Source organism: Enterobacter cloacae complex sp. IR5441 (assembly GCF_049238215.1).
Classification (GTDB): domain Bacteria; phylum Pseudomonadota; class Gammaproteobacteria; order Enterobacterales; family Enterobacteriaceae; genus Enterobacter; species Enterobacter hormaechei_C.
In genome coordinates this window covers 360,859-376,303 of sequence record NZ_JBMKIA010000002.1, presented here as the reverse complement: position 1 = coordinate 376,303, position 15,445 = coordinate 360,859, and the positions used below count along the sequence as shown (strand labels likewise).

Below are 15,445 nucleotides of genomic sequence, written 5' to 3'. Positions count from 1 at the left end.
TTTTACCCGGCTTTGTTGTATCTGAAGGGCAGACTCAGTTACGCTCTCCTCAAACCCGGATGATGAGAGTAATGTGTTGAAACGCTGGCCCGCTTTCCCTCGCTCCCTGCGACAGCTCGTTATGATGGCCTTCCTGCTGATCCTGCTACCTTTGCTGGTTCTGGCGTGGCAGGCATGGCAAAGCCTGAATGCGTTAAGTGCCCAGGCGGCCCTGACTAACCGCACCACGCTTATTGATGCCCGCCGTAGCGAGGCAATGACCAACGCCGCGCTGGAGATGGAGCGTAGCTATCGCCAGTATTGCGTGCTGGACGACCGCACGCTGGAGAGGGTTTATCAGAACCAGCGTAAACGCTACAGCGAAATGCTGGATGCCCATGCCGGGGTCTTGCCGGATGACAAACTCTATCAGGCGCTGCGTCAGGATCTGAACGATCTGGCGCAGCTCCAGTGCAAAAACAGCGGTCCTGATGCCGCCGCCGCCGCCCGACTTGAAGCCTTCGCGAACGCCAATACGGAGATGGTGCAGTCCACCCGTACGGTTATCTTTTCCCGTGGCCAGCAACTCCAGCAGGAGATTGCCGAGCGCGGCCAGTTCTTCGGCTGGCAGGCGCTGGTGCTGTTCCTCGTCAGCCTTGGGCTGGTACTGCTCTTTACCCGCATGATTATCGGCCCCGTAAAGGGGATCCAGCGGATGATTAACCGCCTGGGGGAGGGCAAATCTCTCGGGGATACGGTTGTTTTTAAAGGCCCGCGCGAGCTGCGCTCGGTCGGTCAGCGTATCATCTGGCTTTCTGAACGCCTGGCGTGGCTGGAATCGCAGCGTCATCAGTTCCTGCGCCATATCTCACACGAACTCAAAACACCGCTGGCCAGTATGCGTGAAGGCACGGAGCTGCTGGCAGACGAAGTAGCGGGGCCGTTAACCCCTGAGCAAAAAGAGATCGTGGCGATTCTGGATGCCAGTAGCCGCAATTTACAAAAACTTATTGAACAACTGCTGGACTATAACCGCAAGCTGGCGGATGGTGCTGTGGTGCTTGAAAGCGTTGAGATTGAACCGTTGGTGGACATGGTGATCTCCGCCCATAGCCTGCCAGCAAGAGCTAAAATGATGCATACCCAGGTGGATCTCAATGCGCCTTCCTGCCTGGCAGAGCCGATGCTGTTGATGAGCGTACTGGATAATCTTTATTCCAATGCGGTGCACTATGGTACTGAATCCGGTACCATTTATATCAGAAGCAATAACAACGGTTCGCGGGTATTTATTGACGTAGCGAATACGGGAAGCCCGATTCCGGATGATGAAAAAACGATGATCTTTGAGCCCTTCTTCCAGGGGAGTCATCAGCGAAAAGGTGCGGTAAAAGGAAGTGGTCTGGGGCTGAGTATTGCCCGCGACTGCATACGACGCATGCAGGGTGAGCTTAACATCGTGAGTGATGAACGCGCCGATGTCTGTTTTCGTATCGAACTGCCTCTTGAGCCGGAAAAATCAATGAAATGAATAACAACCTGGTGAGTATGTCACACGTCTTTTACCGCGCACTGCGCGCGGTGTTTTCCAGCAAAAATGTGCGCCTGAGCCTGCCCTGCTTACTGCTGGCCGGCTGTGTAACCCATGCGCCGAAAAGTGCAATTAGCCACAAACAGGAAGATAAATGGCCGCAAAAACAGCTGGCCGATTTCCTTTCAACACGTTGCGATGATATATGGAACCTGTCGGGGCGTGATGTTGAATCCAATCCGCTGTTCTGGCTGCGCGGAATAGACTGCGCCCAGCGGCTGGCGCCCGCCGAGGCCCGTGCCCAGGCGGCGATGCTGGTGGACGATACCTGGCAGGACGCGTTTAAACGTGGGATCGTGATGGCGGATGCCAGAATCACGCCTGTCGAACGCCGCGCCAACGTGACGCGGCTGGATACTTACGTGATCAATATTCCCCCGCAGGTGCGCCCGGTCTATCAGCTCTGGCGGGATGGACAAACCCTGCAATTACAGCTGTCTGAAGAGCGTTTCCGCTACAGCAAATTGCAGCAGTCGAGCGACAGCGAGCTTGATGCGCTTCGCCAGCAGCAGGAGTCGCTGCGCGAGCAGCTGGAAACCACCACCCGCAAGCTCGAAAATCTGACCGATATCGAAAGACAGCTCTCGACGCGTAAGCCGGCAGGCAGCTATCTGCCCGATGGGTCGAAAGGCAACTCTGCCACGACGCCAGACAGTGAGACGCCGAAACAAGAGGATGTGAAGCCATGACAAGCCGTAAACCTGCCCATCTGTTACTGGTGGATGACGATCCCGGGCTGTTAAAGCTGCTGGGAATGCGTCTGGTCAGCGAAGGCTACAGCGTGGTCACCGCTGAAAGCGGGCAGGAGGGGCTGAAAGTGCTCAGCCGCGAGAAAATCGATCTGGTGATCAGTGATTTGCGCATGGATGAAATGGATGGCCTGCAACTGTTCACGGAGATCCAGAAGCAGCAGCCCGGGATGCCGGTGATTATCCTCACCGCTCACGGATCTATTCCTGATGCGGTGGCCGCGACGCAGCAGGGGGTATTCAGCTTCCTCACCAAACCAGTGGATAAAGACGCCCTCTATAAAGCAATCGACAGCGCCCTTGAGCATGCGGCGCCATCCGGCGACGACGCCTGGCGTGAATCCATCGTGACGCGTAGCCCTGTGATGCTGCGCCTGCTGGAACAGGCGCGGATGGTGGCGCAATCCGACGTTAGCGTGCTGATCAACGGCCAGAGCGGGACCGGGAAAGAGATCCTGGCCCAGGCTATCCACAACGCCAGCCCGCGCAGTAAAAATGCCTTTATTGCCATCAACTGTGGCGCGCTGCCGGAACAGCTGCTTGAGTCTGAGCTCTTCGGCCATGCCCGCGGCGCCTTTACCGGCGCGGTGAGCAGCCGTGAAGGGCTGTTCCAGGCGGCTGAGGGGGGCACGCTGTTTCTTGATGAAATTGGCGATATGCCCGCGCCGTTGCAGGTCAAACTGCTGCGCGTGTTGCAGGAGCGAAAAGTGCGTCCGCTTGGCAGCAACCGCGATATCGATATCAACGTGCGTATTATTTCCGCTACCCATCGCGATTTACCCAAGGTGATGGCGCGCAACGAGTTCCGTGAAGATCTTTACTATCGACTGAATGTCGTCAACCTGAAAATCCCGGCGCTGGCCGAGCGTGCGGAAGATATCCCGCTGCTGGCAAATCACCTTTTGCGCCAGGCCGCTGACCGCCACAAACCATTTGTGCGCGCGTTCTCCACCGATGCGATGAAACGCCTGATGACCGCAAGCTGGCCGGGCAACGTACGCCAGCTGGTGAACGTGATTGAGCAGTGCGTGGCGCTGACGTCATCGCCGGTGATCAGCGATGCGCTGGTGGAGCAGGCGCTCGAGGGGGAAAACACGGCCTTACCGACGTTTGCGGAAGCGCGAAACCAGTTCGAGCTGAACTATCTGCGCAAGCTGCTGCAAATCACCAAAGGCAACGTGACCCACGCGGCGCGCATGGCCGGGCGTAACCGTACCGAGTTTTATAAATTGCTCTCACGCCACGAGCTGGAAGCGAACGATTTTAAAGAGTAATACCGCAAAATTCGCCTGAATATGATACTGTGAGCAACCGATTACGAGGCTGCTTACTGGCAAGAGTTTAAGGACCCACCATGAAAAAGATTGATGCGATTATTAAACCTTTCAAACTGGATGATGTACGTGAAGCGCTGGCAGAAGTAGGCATCACCGGGATGACCGTAACTGAAGTGAAAGGTTTTGGTCGTCAGAAGGGCCACACCGAGCTATACCGTGGCGCAGAGTACATGGTGGACTTTCTGCCGAAAGTGAAAATCGAGATCGTGGTGAGCGATGATATCGTCGATACCTGTGTGGATACCATCATCCGCACGGCGCAGACCGGTAAAATTGGCGACGGGAAAATCTTCGTCTTTGACGTGGCGCGCGTGATCCGTATCCGTACCGGCGAAGAAGACGACGCGGCGATTTAACATTCTTGCCGGGTGGCGCTGCGCGTACCCGGCCTACAAAACCCTTCGTAGGCCCGTGCAAGCGCAGCGCCGCCGGGCGATTACAGCACTTTATGCGGGCCGAAACATTCGTAATGAATGTTGTCTTTATTCACGCCCAGGTCTACCAGCTGCTTCGCGGCATACTGCATAAACGCTACTGGCCCACAAACGTAGAACTGCATCCCCGGTGCGCTGAACGCCCCTTCATGCTGCCCTAAATTCATCAGGCCTTCGCTGTCGAAACGAGCCGCTGCGCGGTCTGCCTCCGTCGGCAGGCGATACCAGGTATGCGCGGTGAAACGCGGCAGGGTCGCTCCGAGCGCTTTGACTTCATCCGCAAAGGCGTGCACATCACCGTTCTCCGCCGCGTGGAACCAGTTAACCTGCGCGCTGTGGTTTGCTTTCGCCAGCGTATCCAGCATCGCCAGCATTGGCGTCTGACCTACGCCTGCGGAGATCAGCGTCACCGGGGTATTCGTTTCAACGGCCATAAAGAAATCGCCCGCCGGTGCCGCCAGATGGACCACGTCGCCCACGCTGGCTTCGTTATGCAGCCAGTTGGATACCTGACCGCCTTCCTCACGTTTAACCGCAATGCGATAGCCTTTGCCGTCTGGCTTGCGGGTCAGGGAGTACTGGCGAATCTCCTGGTGCGGGAAGCCTTCAGGCTTCAGCCAGACGCCCAGATACTGGCCCGGCTGGTAATCGGCAACCGGCTGACCGTCCACTGGCTCAAACTCAAAGCTGGTGATCAGTGCGCTGCGCGGGGTTTTCTCAACGATGCGGAAGGCGCGCGTGCCTTCCCAGCCGCCATTCTTGCTGGCGTTTTCGCTGTAGATCTGCGCTTCACGGTTGATGAATACGTTTGCCAGTACGCCATAGGCCTTACCCCAGGCATCCAGTACTTCCTGGCCCGGGCTGAACATTTCGTCCAGGGTTGCCAGCAGATGACTGCCGACGATGTTGTACTGCTCAGGTTTGATCTGGAAGCTGGTGTGCTTCTGGGCGATTTTTTCCACCGCAGGCAGCAGAGCCGCCAGGTTTTCGATGTTGCTGGCATAGGCGGCAATAGCGTTAAACAGCGCTTCGCGCTGATCGCCGTTACGCTGGTTGCTCATGTTGAAAATCTCTTTGAGCTCCGGGTTATGCGCGAACATGCGATCGTAGAAATGGGCGGTCAGTTTAGGACCCGTTTCAACCAGCAGGGGGATTGTGGCTTTCACGGTAGCGATGGTTTGGGCGTCGAGCATAGCAGCTTCCTTCTGATGTTACTTTAATGATGTATTTTATATGCATCTTATAAAAATACCCCTGCAATGTAAATGGTTCTTTGCATCGTGAAAAATATGCATCACAAAGCTGAAAAGAAATCCGTTGAAAATGGCGAGAGCTTTATTGCTCAAACCCTTGCGTGGCGTGGAGGTAAACGTTTGCGTAAAATCGTTTGTCAAGACCTGTTATCGCAGAACTATTCAGTTATACTGTTGCCCGTCGTCCAACAGGACTGCCTTTTCAGGCCAAAAATTTACTTGTTAGCTGAGTCAGGAGATGCGGATGTTAAAGCGTGAAATGAACATTGCCGATTATGATGCCGAACTGTGGCAGGCTATGGAGCAGGAAAAAGTACGTCAGGAAGAGCACATCGAACTGATCGCCTCCGAAAACTACACCAGCCCGCGCGTAATGCAGGCGCAGGGTTCTCAGCTGACCAACAAATATGCTGAAGGTTATCCGGGCAAGCGCTACTACGGCGGTTGCGAATACGTTGATATCGTTGAGCAGCTGGCGATTGACCGTGCGAAAGAACTCTTTGGCGCTGACTACGCGAACGTCCAGCCGCACTCTGGCTCTCAGGCTAACTTCGCTGTTTACACCGCGCTGTTGCAGCCGGGCGATACTGTTCTGGGTATGAACCTGGCGCAGGGCGGCCACCTGACTCACGGCTCCCCGGTTAACTTCTCTGGCAAACTGTACAACATCATCCCTTACGGTATTGATGAGTCCGGTAAAATTGACTATGAAGACATGGCGAAGCAGGCCAAAGAGCACAAGCCGAAGATGATCATCGGTGGCTTCTCTGCTTACTCCGGCATCGTTGACTGGGCAAAAATGCGTGAAATCGCTGACAGCATCGGTGCGTACCTGTTCGTCGACATGGCGCACGTTGCCGGTCTGATTGCGGCAGGCGTTTACCCGAACCCGGTTCCACATGCGCACGTTGTGACCACCACTACCCACAAAACCCTGGCGGGTCCACGCGGTGGTCTGATCCTGGCGAAAGGCGGTGACGAAGAGCTGTACAAAAAGCTGAACTCCGCCGTGTTCCCAAGCGCCCAGGGCGGCCCGCTGATGCACGTTATTGCCGCGAAAGCCGTCGCGCTGAAAGAAGCGATGGAGCCAGAGTTCAAGGTTTATCAGCAGCAGGTTGCTAAAAACGCCAAAGCGATGGTGGAAGTGTTCCTGAACCGTGGCTACAAAGTGGTCTCTGGCGGGACTGAAAACCACCTGTTCCTGCTGGACCTGGTTGATAAGAACCTGACCGGTAAAGAAGCTGACGCAGCCCTCGGTCGCGCCAACATTACCGTCAACAAAAACAGCGTGCCAAACGATCCGAAGAGCCCGTTCGTGACTTCCGGTATCCGTATCGGTTCTCCGGCCGTAACTCGCCGTGGCTTTAAAGAAGCGGAAGTGAAAGAGCTGGCGGGCTGGATGTGTGACGTTCTGGACAACATCAATGACGACGCGGTTATCGAGCGCGTTAAAGGTAAAGTTCTGGACATCTGCGCACGCTTCCCGGTGTACGCATAATTCTCTGCGTCGCAGAACTGAAAAAGGCCGCTCATGCGGCCTTTTTTTATGGGCTAACGTCGGTCGAGGGAGATGGCCCCCGGCCCGGTAATCGCCAGCAAAATAAAGCCGCCAGCGATACTTACATTTTTGTAGAAGTTAATCATATTTGGCAGAACCGCATCGCCCGTCATATCCCAGTAGTGGTGACCAATCACCGCCGTTCCCAGCGTATAGAAGACAAAGATCACCGCGAGGGGGCGGGTGAAAAAGCCCAGCACGATCAGAATCGCGGCGGGGACTTCCATCACCACCGCAATAATGGCGGCCAGCATGGGCATGGGGGCGCCGAGCGACGTCATATACTGAACGGTGCCGCTAAACCCCGTCAGCTTGGGATAACCGAAAATAATAAACAGGACCACAATAGCAATGCGGGCAATTAAAAGCAGGAAAGAACGAGAGGAGCCGAAATCGAAATAACGTAAGTTGTTCATGGCAAACGACCTCTTCAGGCGATGTTCTTTAAACGTAATACAATTTTGCCGCTCTCGCCATACGCCGACCGGCTGTCCATGATGTTAATTTATCGTTAATTTATAGCGCGCTAACGACTTGCTAAAGTCAGGGATTAACGCCAGACTATCGCCTCCATTTCGGGAGGGATTCATGGTCTTGCATTCCACGCGCTGGCTGGCGCTCAGCTATTTCACCTATTTCTTTAGTTACGGTATTTTTTTGCCTTTCTGGAGCGTCTGGCTCAAGGGAATTGGTCTGACGCCTGAGACCATTGGCATCCTGCTGGGCGCGGGGCTGGTGGCACGTTTCCTGGGTAGCCTGCTGATTGCGCCCCGCGTCAGCGATCCCTCCTTACTGATTAAAGCGGTGCGAATTCTGGCCCTGCTGACGCTGGTCTTTGCGGCCTGCTTCTGGGTCAGCCATCAGTTTGCCTGGCTGATGGTGGTAATGGTTGGCTTTAATCTGTTCTTCTCCCCGCTAGTGCCGCTGACGGATGCCCTGGCGAACACCTGGCAAAAGCAGATCACCATGGACTATGGCCGCGTGCGCCTGTGGGGATCGATTGCCTTCGTGATCGGCTCTGCGCTGGTCGGGAAGCTGGTCAGCCTCTATGACTATCGTGCCATTCTGGCGCTGTTAACGCTCGGCATCGCCTCGATGCTGCTCGGTATGTTGCTGCGTCCGTCGGTAATGCCGCAGGGCGAAAGCCGCCATCAGGAGAGCGCCGGCTGGCCCGCCTGGCGCTCGCTGGTGGCGCAAAGCTGGCGTTTCCTGGCCTGCGTCTGTCTGCTCCAGGGGGCACATGCGGCCTATTACGGCTTCAGCGCCATCTACTGGCAGGGGGCGGGCTACTCGGCTTCTGCGGTAGGCTACCTGTGGTCGCTCGGCGTGGTGGCGGAGGTCATTATCTTCGCGCTGAGCCAAAAACTTTTCCGTCGTTTCGGGGCGCGTGACCTGCTGCTGCTTTCCGCCGTTTGCGGCGTGGTGCGCTGGGGCATCATGGGCTGGACGACTGAGCTGCCGTGGCTGATTGTGGCGCAAATTCTGCACTGCGGAACCTTCACCGTGTGCCATCTGGCGGCGATGCGCTACATCGCGGCGCGAGAGGGTGGGGACGTTATTCGTCTTCAGGCGGTCTATTCAGCGGTGGCGATGGGCGGCAGTATTGCGGTGATGACCGTATTTGCCGGTTTCCTCTATCAGCACCTGGGGCACAGTGTGTTCTGGGTGATGGCGCTGGTCGCTTTACCTGCCATCGTCATCCGCCCAAAGGTGGCTGCTCGCTCGTAACTATGATTCGAGCATAACGCGAATATGTTCCTGCTGCTGCGTGTTCAGGGCCTCAACGGCATGAATGAGCGGCGGCGAGAACAGCGGCAGGGCGGTTGGATAAGGCGTAATGACCAGCGCCGCCTCGCGGGGGGCGCCCTCCTTCTTAAACGCCTCCAGGCTAAGATAACGAATATTGAGCGGCAGCAGCGTCAGCTCGCGAAGCTGCTGCTCAATTAACGCTTCGCAGGCTTTATCTTCCCCCGTTAACAGGACCACCTGTTTTTCATGCAGGTCGGTCTCCTGCATCAGCCAGGCACCAAAAATCACCGCCACCAGAGCCATCTCTTCACCGGAGAATCGCAGACCAAATTCGGCTTCCAGCTCAAACAGCGCCTCTTTAGTGGTGCGCAGCAGCCGGGGGTATAAACGGTGGATCTCTTCCGGCAGGCTGTTGTCGATGCCGATGTCAAATAAGGAGCGGTCCAGCGCCTGAGCCAGATGAATATAAAGCTGATCGGTCAGCCCTTGCTCATCGCTGAAGTTCATCCCGGTTTGCGCCCGGAAACGGGCAATCATACGCACGATGGCGCGACGCAGGCGCTGATCCTGCTGGTGTTTATCCATCACCGGGTCGGGTGTGCGAAGCATCATAAACAGCAGTGCCAGGAACAGCTGTTCATCGCTGTGCGTTCCCTGCGGGACGCGCCGTTTCCAGTGGCGGACAATTTCCTGCGCCGTAAAGTATTCCCCTCGGGACTGCGTCCAGCTGCGCTGAACGGGCGAAAACTCTGGCGTATTGCCCAGATGATGCTGAATCAGACAATATTGCAGATAAAGCTGTAAAAACTGTACGTCGCGGGACTCAAACTGGCGCTGAAGCTTGCGCGCACAAAAGTTGATAAGCGCCCGAAGGTTCGCATCGTCATAAAGCGGGCGGGCAATGCCGTGCTGTTTAAGCGCGGTTTTTAAGGCAGGGGTAAACTGTTGGGCAACAAAATGTGGACAGAGCCGAAGCGCCCTGCGCAGCCAGTGCAGCAGGCACAAACGTTGATTAAGGGCGGAACCCTCAATTCGGTAGCAGCCATCATGGTGCGTGACGATATCAAGGCGATGATAGCGCTGGATTTCATCGCGCGTCTCGGCTATATCTTGCCGTGCCATGACGTCGTCCACGCCGTTGGCAGCGATTATGCTCTGTGCGGTGACGGCAGCATCGGGCAGGTAAAGCATCAAAAGCACCTGGCAGCGGCGCTGCGAACTGGAAAGCACAGATGGAATTTCAAGCGTCGTCATCATCTGTCGGGTATCCAGTGTGAATGTTTGATAAGAATAGCTAAAGGATGGGCGCTGAAAAGCGCACCGGCAGGCATTTCACTCAGGATTGCTGGCGAACATCACAGAATTTTTGACGTGAGGAACAGATGCAAATAGTTAAACAAAGCGCGGTAGCGTTATTTTTGGCGGTTTTCACTTTTGCCGCCGGCGCACATCCTCACAGTTTTATCAGCCTGAAAACCGAACTGGTGACGGACGGCACGCAGCTCAGCGGCCTGAAAATGCGCTGGACGATGGATGAAATCACCTCCGCCGACCTGCTGTACGATGCCGGAAACGCAAAGCCCGGCGATGAGATCTGGAAAAAGCTGGCGGCGGAAGTGATGGCCAACGTGCTGGGTCAGCACTACTTCACCGAGTTCTGGCACAACAGACAAAAGGTGAAGTTTCTTAATCGTCCCACGGAGTACGGCATGACCCGCGACGGTCATCAGGCTGTGCTGACCTTTATCCTTCCGCTGGCGCACCCTCAGCCGCTGGCCGGGCAGAAGTACAGGTTTTCCACGTTTGACCCAACCTACTATGTCGATATGCATTACGCCCAGGACAGCGACGTGCAGCTGCCGGAAAATTTGCAAAAAATCTGCAAAATTGCCGTGCACACCCCGAAACCCAGCGAAGAGATGCTGAACTTTGCCGTTTCTCTTGATAAAGAGGATGCGCCCCCCGAAGACATGGAGTTAGGTAAACAGTTTGCGCAGGAGGTGACGTTACAATGTCAGTGATCTCCTCTCCCGTCAGTAAGCCGCGTCGCTGGCTGCACCTCTGGCCTCTGGCGCTCTTTTTGTTGTTTGCGGTTGGCGGCGCGCTCTGGCTGTGGCAGGCATGGCCGCAGGTGATGGTGAAAAGCATCCTCTGGCAGCGGGAAGTTAATCAGCAGATGAGCGGTCTGCTGAAAGCCGTGGCGGAAAATCCGACCAAAGCGGGCGGCGCTCTTCTGGCGTTCAGCTTCATCTATGGCGTGCTGCATGCCCTGGGACCGGGACACGGCAAAATCGTTATCACGACCTGGCTTGCCACGCATCCGTCGAAGCTGAAATCGAGTATCGGCCTGACGCTGGCGTCCTCTTTACTTCAGGGCGGTGTGGCGATTGCGCTGGTCGTGGTCGTCCTTTCGCTGCTACAGCTGCCGGCCCGCCAGCTGCATATGAGCAGCTTCTGGCTGGAGAAGGGGAGTTACGCGCTGGTAGGCGTGCTGGGGCTGATCCTCTGCTGGCGGGCGCTGAAAAAATTGCGCGCGTTACTGCAAAAACCAAAATTCAAAGCCTTTACGCCACATCACGTTCACCATGAAAACTGCGGGTGCGGGCATCAGCATCTGCCGACGCAGGAACAATTACAGAACGGTGAGGACTGGCGTGCGCGCCTGATGATTGTTCTCTCAATGGGGATGCGTCCGTGCTCGGGTGCGATCATGGTTCTGCTGTTCAGTAAGGTTATTGGCGTGTTTGGCTGGGGCATGCTGTCCGCGCTGGCGATGGCGGCAGGAACGTCTCTCACCATTTCGTCTTTAGCGTTGCTGGTACACAGCTTCCGTCAGCTGGCGGTCAAACTCAGCGGCAATAAAACGCCGGTATTGTGGCGACAGGTTGGCTGGACAACGCTTGCGCTGGCGGGCGGGGTGATTCTGCTGGTGGCTGCGGTTACGATGTGGATGAGCGCGGTGCCGGTGGGAAGGGGGTTGCGGCCTTTCTAGCCGTATCTGAGGCGTGTTGTAAGCCCGGTAAACGTAGCGCCACCGGGCTTAACAGACTGAATTAACGCTTCAGCGCATCGCTCAGTTCATCACGCATGTTTGCCAGCATGGCTTTAACAACGCGCGGGTTACCTGCAACGATGTTGCCGGTAGACATATAGTTATGGCCGCCGGTGAAGTCGCAAACAATCGCGCCAGCTTCACGAGCGATCAGCTCGCCCGCCGCAAAGTCCCACGGCTTCAGTGACAGCTCAAAGTAACCGTCAACGCGGCCGGTCGCCACGTAGGCCAGATCCAGTGCAGCAGAGCCGGTGCGACGGAAGTCCGCGCATTCGGTGAACAGCTTGCCCAGGATATTCATATAAGTGGTTGCGTGCTGCTTCGCCTTGAACGGGAAGCCGGTCGCCAGAATCGTGCCGTCCAGATCGCGTGCATTGCTGCAACGCAGACGGTAGCCGTTCAGCTGCGCGCCCTGACCGCGGGTTGCGGTGAACAGTTCGTTACGCATTGGATCGTAAACAACGGCAACTTCAGTACGGCCTTTGATGCGTACTGCGATAGACACAGAGAAGTGTGGCAGGCGTTTGACGAAGTTGGTGGTGCCATCCAGTGGATCGATAACCCATTGAACATCCTGATCGGTACCTTCATGTTCACCGCTTTCTTCGGTGATGATGGTGTGCTGCGGGTAAGATTTGCGGATCGTTTCGATAATAATCGCTTCTGCGGCTTTATCGACGTTCGTCACGAAATCATTGCTGCCTTTCTGGCTGGTTTCTACGGAGTCTGGGGTTTCGTAGTGTTTGGCAATTACATTACCCGCCTTGCGCGCTGCGCGCACGGCGATGGTCAGCATCGGATGCATCGGTCTCTCTCACTGGATGTTAAAGAACAGGAAAATCGGCGCAGAGTATAGCAGCGGGATCGGATTATGTCTCTCGTTTATGATAATATGCCCGAATATTCTTCAGACACTGAATCCAGACATTTAAAAATTATGCTGCAAAACATTCGAATCGTGCTGGTCGAAACATCGCACACCGGCAACATGGGCTCTGTGGCCCGCGCTATGAAAACCATGGGCTTAACGAACCTGTGGCTGGTGAATCCGCTGGTGAAACCAGACTCTCAGGCTATTGCTCTGGCGGCCGGCGCCAGCGACGTGATCGGGAATGCGCAGATCGTGGACACCCTGGATGAAGCCCTGGCCGGTTGCAGCCTGGTGGTGGGGACAAGCGCGCGCTCCCGTACGCTGCCCTGGCCGATGCTGGACCCGCGCGAATGCGGCCTGAAAAGCATCTCAGAAGCGGAACAGGCGCCGGTTGCGCTGGTGTTTGGCCGTGAACGTGTTGGCCTGACCAACGAGGAATTACAGAAGTGCCACTATCACGTGGCGATTGCCGCCAACCCGGAATACAGCTCGCTGAATCTGGCGATGGCGGTGCAGGTTATTGCCTACGAAGTGCGCATGGCATGGCTGGCGACGCAGGAGAAACCGGTCGAACCTAAAGAAGAGACGGCCTACCCGCTGGTGGACGACCTCGAGCGCTTCTACGGTCATCTGGAGCAGACGCTGCTCTCAACCGGCTTTATCCGTGAAGGCCACCCGGGCCAGGTGATGAACAAGCTGCGCCGTATGTTCACCCGCGCGCGTCCGGAAAGCCAGGAGCTGAACATCCTGCGCGGGATTCTGGCGTCGATTGAGCAGAAGAATAAGGAATAGTGTCGTCTGTTCGCCGGGTGGCGCTTCGCTTACCCGGCCTACAAAGCCCGTAGGCCCCTGCAAGCGCAGCGCCGCCGGGCAAAAAAAACGGCACAGAAGGTTAAATACCTGACTAAAACAGTCAAGTAAATAGTTGACCAATTTAGTCAGGAATGTCAGACTTGGCCCTGCTATGCAATACCCCCATTTTACAATAAAAAACCCCGGGCAGGGGCGAGTTTGAGGTTAAGTAAGACATGAGACTGACATCTAAAGGGCGTTATGCCGTGACCGCGATGCTGGACGTTGCGCTCAACTCCGAAGCGGGCCCGGTTCCGTTGGCTGATATTTCTGAACGACAAGGGATCTCCCTCTCTTACCTGGAACAGCTGTTCTCCAGACTGCGTAAAAATGGACTGGTGTCCAGCGTTCGTGGCCCGGGCGGCGGTTATCTGCTGGGTAAAGACGCGGGCAGTATTGCGGTTGGCGAAGTGATTAGCGCCGTTGACGAATCCGTCGACGCGACCCGTTGCCAGGGTAAAGGCGGCTGCCAGGGCGGCGATAAGTGCCTGACCCACGCGCTGTGGCGCGATCTGAGCGACCGTCTGACCGGCTTCCTGAACAACATCACCCTGGGTGAACTGGTGAATAACCAGGAAGTTCTGGACGTGTCGGGTCGTCAGCAAAGCCATGAATCACAGCGCAGCACCCGTTCGCAGGACGCTATCGACGTTAAACTGCGCGCGTAATAAAAAGATAAGTATTTCAGAATCAGGCCGGGGCGTTAGCTCGCCCCGTGTACTCGGTCGTACATCCAGCCGGTTGCCTGATTCCTTGCATTGAAGCGATGTACGGAGTTTATAGAGCAATGAAATTACCGATTTATCTCGATTACTCCGCAACCACGCCGGTGGACCCGCGTGTTGCCGAGAAAATGATGCAGTGTCTGACCCTGGACGGAAACTTTGGTAACCCAGCTTCCCGTTCTCACCGTTTTGGCTGGCATGCTGAAGAGGCGGTTGATATCGCCCGTAATCAGATTGCTGACCTGGTCGGTGCCGACCCGCGTGAAATTGTTTTCACCTCCGGCGCGACCGAATCCGACAACCTGGCGATCAAAGGTGCTGCCAACTTTTATCAGAAAAAAGGCAAGCACATCATCACCAGCAAAACCGAACACAAAGCCGTGCTGGACACCTGCCGTCAGCTGGAGCGTGAAGGGTTCGAAGTGACTTACCTGGCGCCGCAGAGCAACGGGATCATCGACCTGAAAGAGCTCGAAGCGGCCATGCGTGATGACACCATTCTGGTTTCCATCATGCACGTTAACAACGAAATCGGCGTCGTTCAGGACATCGCGACCATCGGTGAAATGTGCCGCGCGCGCGGCATCATCTACCACGTGGATGCGACCCAGAGCGTGGGCAAACTGCCTATCGACCTGAGCCAGCTGAAAGTGGACCTGATGTCCTTCTCCGGTCACAAAATCTATGGTCCGAAAGGTATCGGCGCGCTGTACGTTCGTCGTAAGCCACGTATCCGCATCGAAGCACAGATGCACGGCGGTGGTCACGAGCGCGGCATGCGTTCCGGTACGCTGCCTGTTCACCAGATCGTGGGCATGGGCGAAGCGTATCGCATCGCGAAAGAAGAGATGGAAACCGAGATGGCACGCCTGCGTACGCTGCGTAACCGTCTGTGGGACGGCGTGAAAGATATGGAAGAAGTGTATCTGAACGGCGATCTCGAGCAGGGCGCGCCAAACATCCTCAACGTCAGCTTCAACTATGTTGAAGGCGAGTCGCTGATCATGGCGCTGAAAGACCTGGCCGTTTCTTCCGGTTCTGCCTGTACGTCTGCAAGCCTGGAGCCATCCTACGTGCTGCGCGCGCTGGGTATGACTGACGAGCTGGCACACAGCTCTATCCGTTTCTCTTTAGGTCGTTTTACTACCGAAGAAGAGATTGACTACACCATCAAACTGGTTCGTAACTCCATTGGCCGTCTGCGCGACCTTTCTCCACTGTGGGAAATGTTCAAGCAGGGCGTGGATCTGAACAGCATTGAATGGTCACATCACTAATCGGTACATAAGGAGAAT

15 protein-coding genes are annotated in these 15,445 nt (G+C 56.0%); 11 read left to right on the top strand and 4 right to left on the bottom strand.

Features of this window, described 5'->3' with window-relative positions:
• Nucleotides 1-76 precede the first annotated feature (76 nt).
• From qseE to glnB, 4 genes are all read left to right on the top strand, one after another.
• Entirely contained in the window at nt 77-1,510 is a 1,434-nt protein-coding gene (gene qseE / locus ACOTX5_RS04460; RefSeq protein ID WP_003860691.1) for a two component system sensor histidine kinase QseE/GlrK, read from the top strand.
• Complete coding sequence (gene qseG / locus ACOTX5_RS04455; RefSeq protein WP_015572149.1) at nt 1,507-2,259, top strand: two-component system QseEF-associated lipoprotein QseG; 753 nt, start codon at nt 1,507-1,509, stop codon at nt 2,257-2,259. Before qseE ends, qseG begins: the two co-directional genes overlap by 4 nt.
• Entirely contained in the window at nt 2,256-3,593 is a 1,338-nt protein-coding gene (glrR, locus tag ACOTX5_RS04450; RefSeq protein ID WP_015572150.1) for a two-component system response regulator GlrR, read from the top strand. Before qseG ends, glrR begins: the two co-directional genes overlap by 4 nt.
• Nucleotides 3,594-3,673: 80 nt before the next feature.
• Complete coding sequence (gene glnB, locus ACOTX5_RS04445) at nt 3,674-4,012, top strand: nitrogen regulatory protein P-II (RefSeq protein WP_003860685.1); 339 nt, start codon at nt 3,674-3,676, stop codon at nt 4,010-4,012.
• A gap of 80 nt (nt 4,013-4,092) precedes the next feature.
• Here the strand turns inward: glnB and hmpA are convergent, their stop codons facing one another.
• Nucleotides 4,093-5,283, bottom strand: coding sequence for an NO-inducible flavohemoprotein (gene hmpA, locus ACOTX5_RS04440; RefSeq protein WP_023304225.1), 1,191 nt, complete (start codon nt 5,281-5,283; stop codon nt 4,093-4,095).
• A gap of 304 nt (nt 5,284-5,587) precedes the next feature.
• On the opposite strand from hmpA, the gene glyA reads away from it, so the two are divergent.
• On the top strand, nt 5,588-6,841 hold the full coding sequence (gene glyA, locus ACOTX5_RS04435; protein ID WP_003860678.1) for a serine hydroxymethyltransferase: 1,254 nt from the start codon (nt 5,588-5,590) through the stop codon (nt 6,839-6,841).
• 53 nt (nt 6,842-6,894) lie between these two features.
• Here glyA and ACOTX5_RS04430 read toward each other — a convergent pair whose 3' ends face one another.
• A complete protein-coding gene (locus tag ACOTX5_RS04430) occupies nt 6,895-7,317 on the bottom strand; it encodes a DoxX family protein (RefSeq protein ID WP_032669381.1) in 423 nt (140 codons plus the stop codon).
• Nucleotides 7,318-7,489: 172 nt separating this feature from the next.
• On the opposite strand from ACOTX5_RS04430, the gene ACOTX5_RS04425 reads away from it, so the two are divergent.
• Nucleotides 7,490-8,629 (top strand): 3-phenylpropionate MFS transporter, encoded by a 1,140-nt coding sequence (locus ACOTX5_RS04425; protein WP_032649103.1) that lies wholly within the window; start codon nt 7,490-7,492, stop codon nt 8,627-8,629.
• On the opposite strand, the gene csiE is transcribed toward ACOTX5_RS04425, so the two are convergent.
• Nucleotides 8,630-9,907 (bottom strand): stationary phase inducible protein CsiE, encoded by a 1,278-nt coding sequence (gene csiE / locus ACOTX5_RS04420; RefSeq protein WP_032649100.1) that lies wholly within the window; start codon nt 9,905-9,907, stop codon nt 8,630-8,632. It abuts the gene before it with no gap.
• 125 nt (nt 9,908-10,032) lie between these two features.
• Here csiE and ACOTX5_RS04415 point away from each other — a divergent pair, with 125 nt between their 5' ends.
• Nucleotides 10,033-10,671 carry a DUF1007 family protein gene (locus ACOTX5_RS04415; RefSeq protein ID WP_017383543.1) on the top strand — a complete coding sequence of 213 codons (639 nt, stop codon included), beginning with the start codon at nt 10,033-10,035 and terminating at the stop codon, nt 10,669-10,671.
• A complete protein-coding gene (locus tag ACOTX5_RS04410) occupies nt 10,662-11,642 on the top strand; it encodes a nickel/cobalt transporter (protein ID WP_023304221.1) in 981 nt (326 codons plus the stop codon). The genes ACOTX5_RS04415 and ACOTX5_RS04410 overlap by 10 nt, the downstream gene beginning before the upstream one ends.
• A 61-nt stretch (nt 11,643-11,703) precedes the next feature.
• Here the strand turns inward: ACOTX5_RS04410 and suhB are convergent, their stop codons facing one another.
• Entirely contained in the window at nt 11,704-12,507 is an 804-nt protein-coding gene (suhB, locus tag ACOTX5_RS04405) for an inositol-1-monophosphatase (protein WP_003860668.1), read from the bottom strand.
• Nucleotides 12,508-12,639: 132 nt separating this feature from the next.
• Here suhB and trmJ point away from each other — a divergent pair, with 132 nt between their 5' ends.
• From trmJ to iscS, 3 genes are all read left to right on the top strand, one after another.
• Complete coding sequence (trmJ, locus tag ACOTX5_RS04400) at nt 12,640-13,365, top strand: tRNA (cytosine(32)/uridine(32)-2'-O)-methyltransferase TrmJ (protein ID WP_015572157.1); 726 nt, start codon at nt 12,640-12,642, stop codon at nt 13,363-13,365.
• A gap of 236 nt (nt 13,366-13,601) precedes the next feature.
• A complete protein-coding gene (iscR, locus tag ACOTX5_RS04395) occupies nt 13,602-14,093 on the top strand; it encodes a Fe-S cluster assembly transcriptional regulator IscR (protein WP_015572158.1) in 492 nt (163 codons plus the stop codon).
• A gap of 119 nt (nt 14,094-14,212) precedes the next feature.
• Complete coding sequence (gene iscS / locus ACOTX5_RS04390) at nt 14,213-15,427, top strand: cysteine desulfurase (protein WP_003860663.1); 1,215 nt, start codon at nt 14,213-14,215, stop codon at nt 15,425-15,427.
• Nucleotides 15,428-15,445 lie beyond the last annotated feature (18 nt).

Coding starts and splice junctions, on each gene's coding strand:
- hmpA (WP_023304225.1), bottom strand. CDS start 5,283: ATGCTCGACGCCCAAACCATCGCTACCGTGAAAGCCACAATCCCCCTG.
- trmJ (WP_015572157.1), top strand. CDS start 12,640: ATGCTGCAAAACATTCGAATCGTGCTGGTCGAAACATCGCACACCGGC.
- glrR (WP_015572150.1), top strand. CDS start 2,256: ATGACAAGCCGTAAACCTGCCCATCTGTTACTGGTGGATGACGATCCC.
- suhB (WP_003860668.1), bottom strand. CDS start 12,507: ATGCATCCGATGCTGACCATCGCCGTGCGCGCAGCGCGCAAGGCGGGT.
- csiE (WP_032649100.1), bottom strand. CDS start 9,907: ATGATGACGACGCTTGAAATTCCATCTGTGCTTTCCAGTTCGCAGCGC.
- glnB (WP_003860685.1), top strand. CDS start 3,674: ATGAAAAAGATTGATGCGATTATTAAACCTTTCAAACTGGATGATGTA.
- ACOTX5_RS04415 (WP_017383543.1), top strand. CDS start 10,033: ATGCAAATAGTTAAACAAAGCGCGGTAGCGTTATTTTTGGCGGTTTTC.
- ACOTX5_RS04425 (WP_032649103.1), top strand. CDS start 7,490: ATGGTCTTGCATTCCACGCGCTGGCTGGCGCTCAGCTATTTCACCTAT.
- glyA (WP_003860678.1), top strand. CDS start 5,588: ATGTTAAAGCGTGAAATGAACATTGCCGATTATGATGCCGAACTGTGG.
- ACOTX5_RS04410 (WP_023304221.1), top strand. CDS start 10,662: ATGTCAGTGATCTCCTCTCCCGTCAGTAAGCCGCGTCGCTGGCTGCAC.
- iscR (WP_015572158.1), top strand. CDS start 13,602: ATGAGACTGACATCTAAAGGGCGTTATGCCGTGACCGCGATGCTGGAC.
- ACOTX5_RS04430 (WP_032669381.1), bottom strand. CDS start 7,317: ATGAACAACTTACGTTATTTCGATTTCGGCTCCTCTCGTTCTTTCCTG.
- iscS (WP_003860663.1), top strand. CDS start 14,213: ATGAAATTACCGATTTATCTCGATTACTCCGCAACCACGCCGGTGGAC.
- qseG (WP_015572149.1), top strand. CDS start 1,507: ATGAATAACAACCTGGTGAGTATGTCACACGTCTTTTACCGCGCACTG.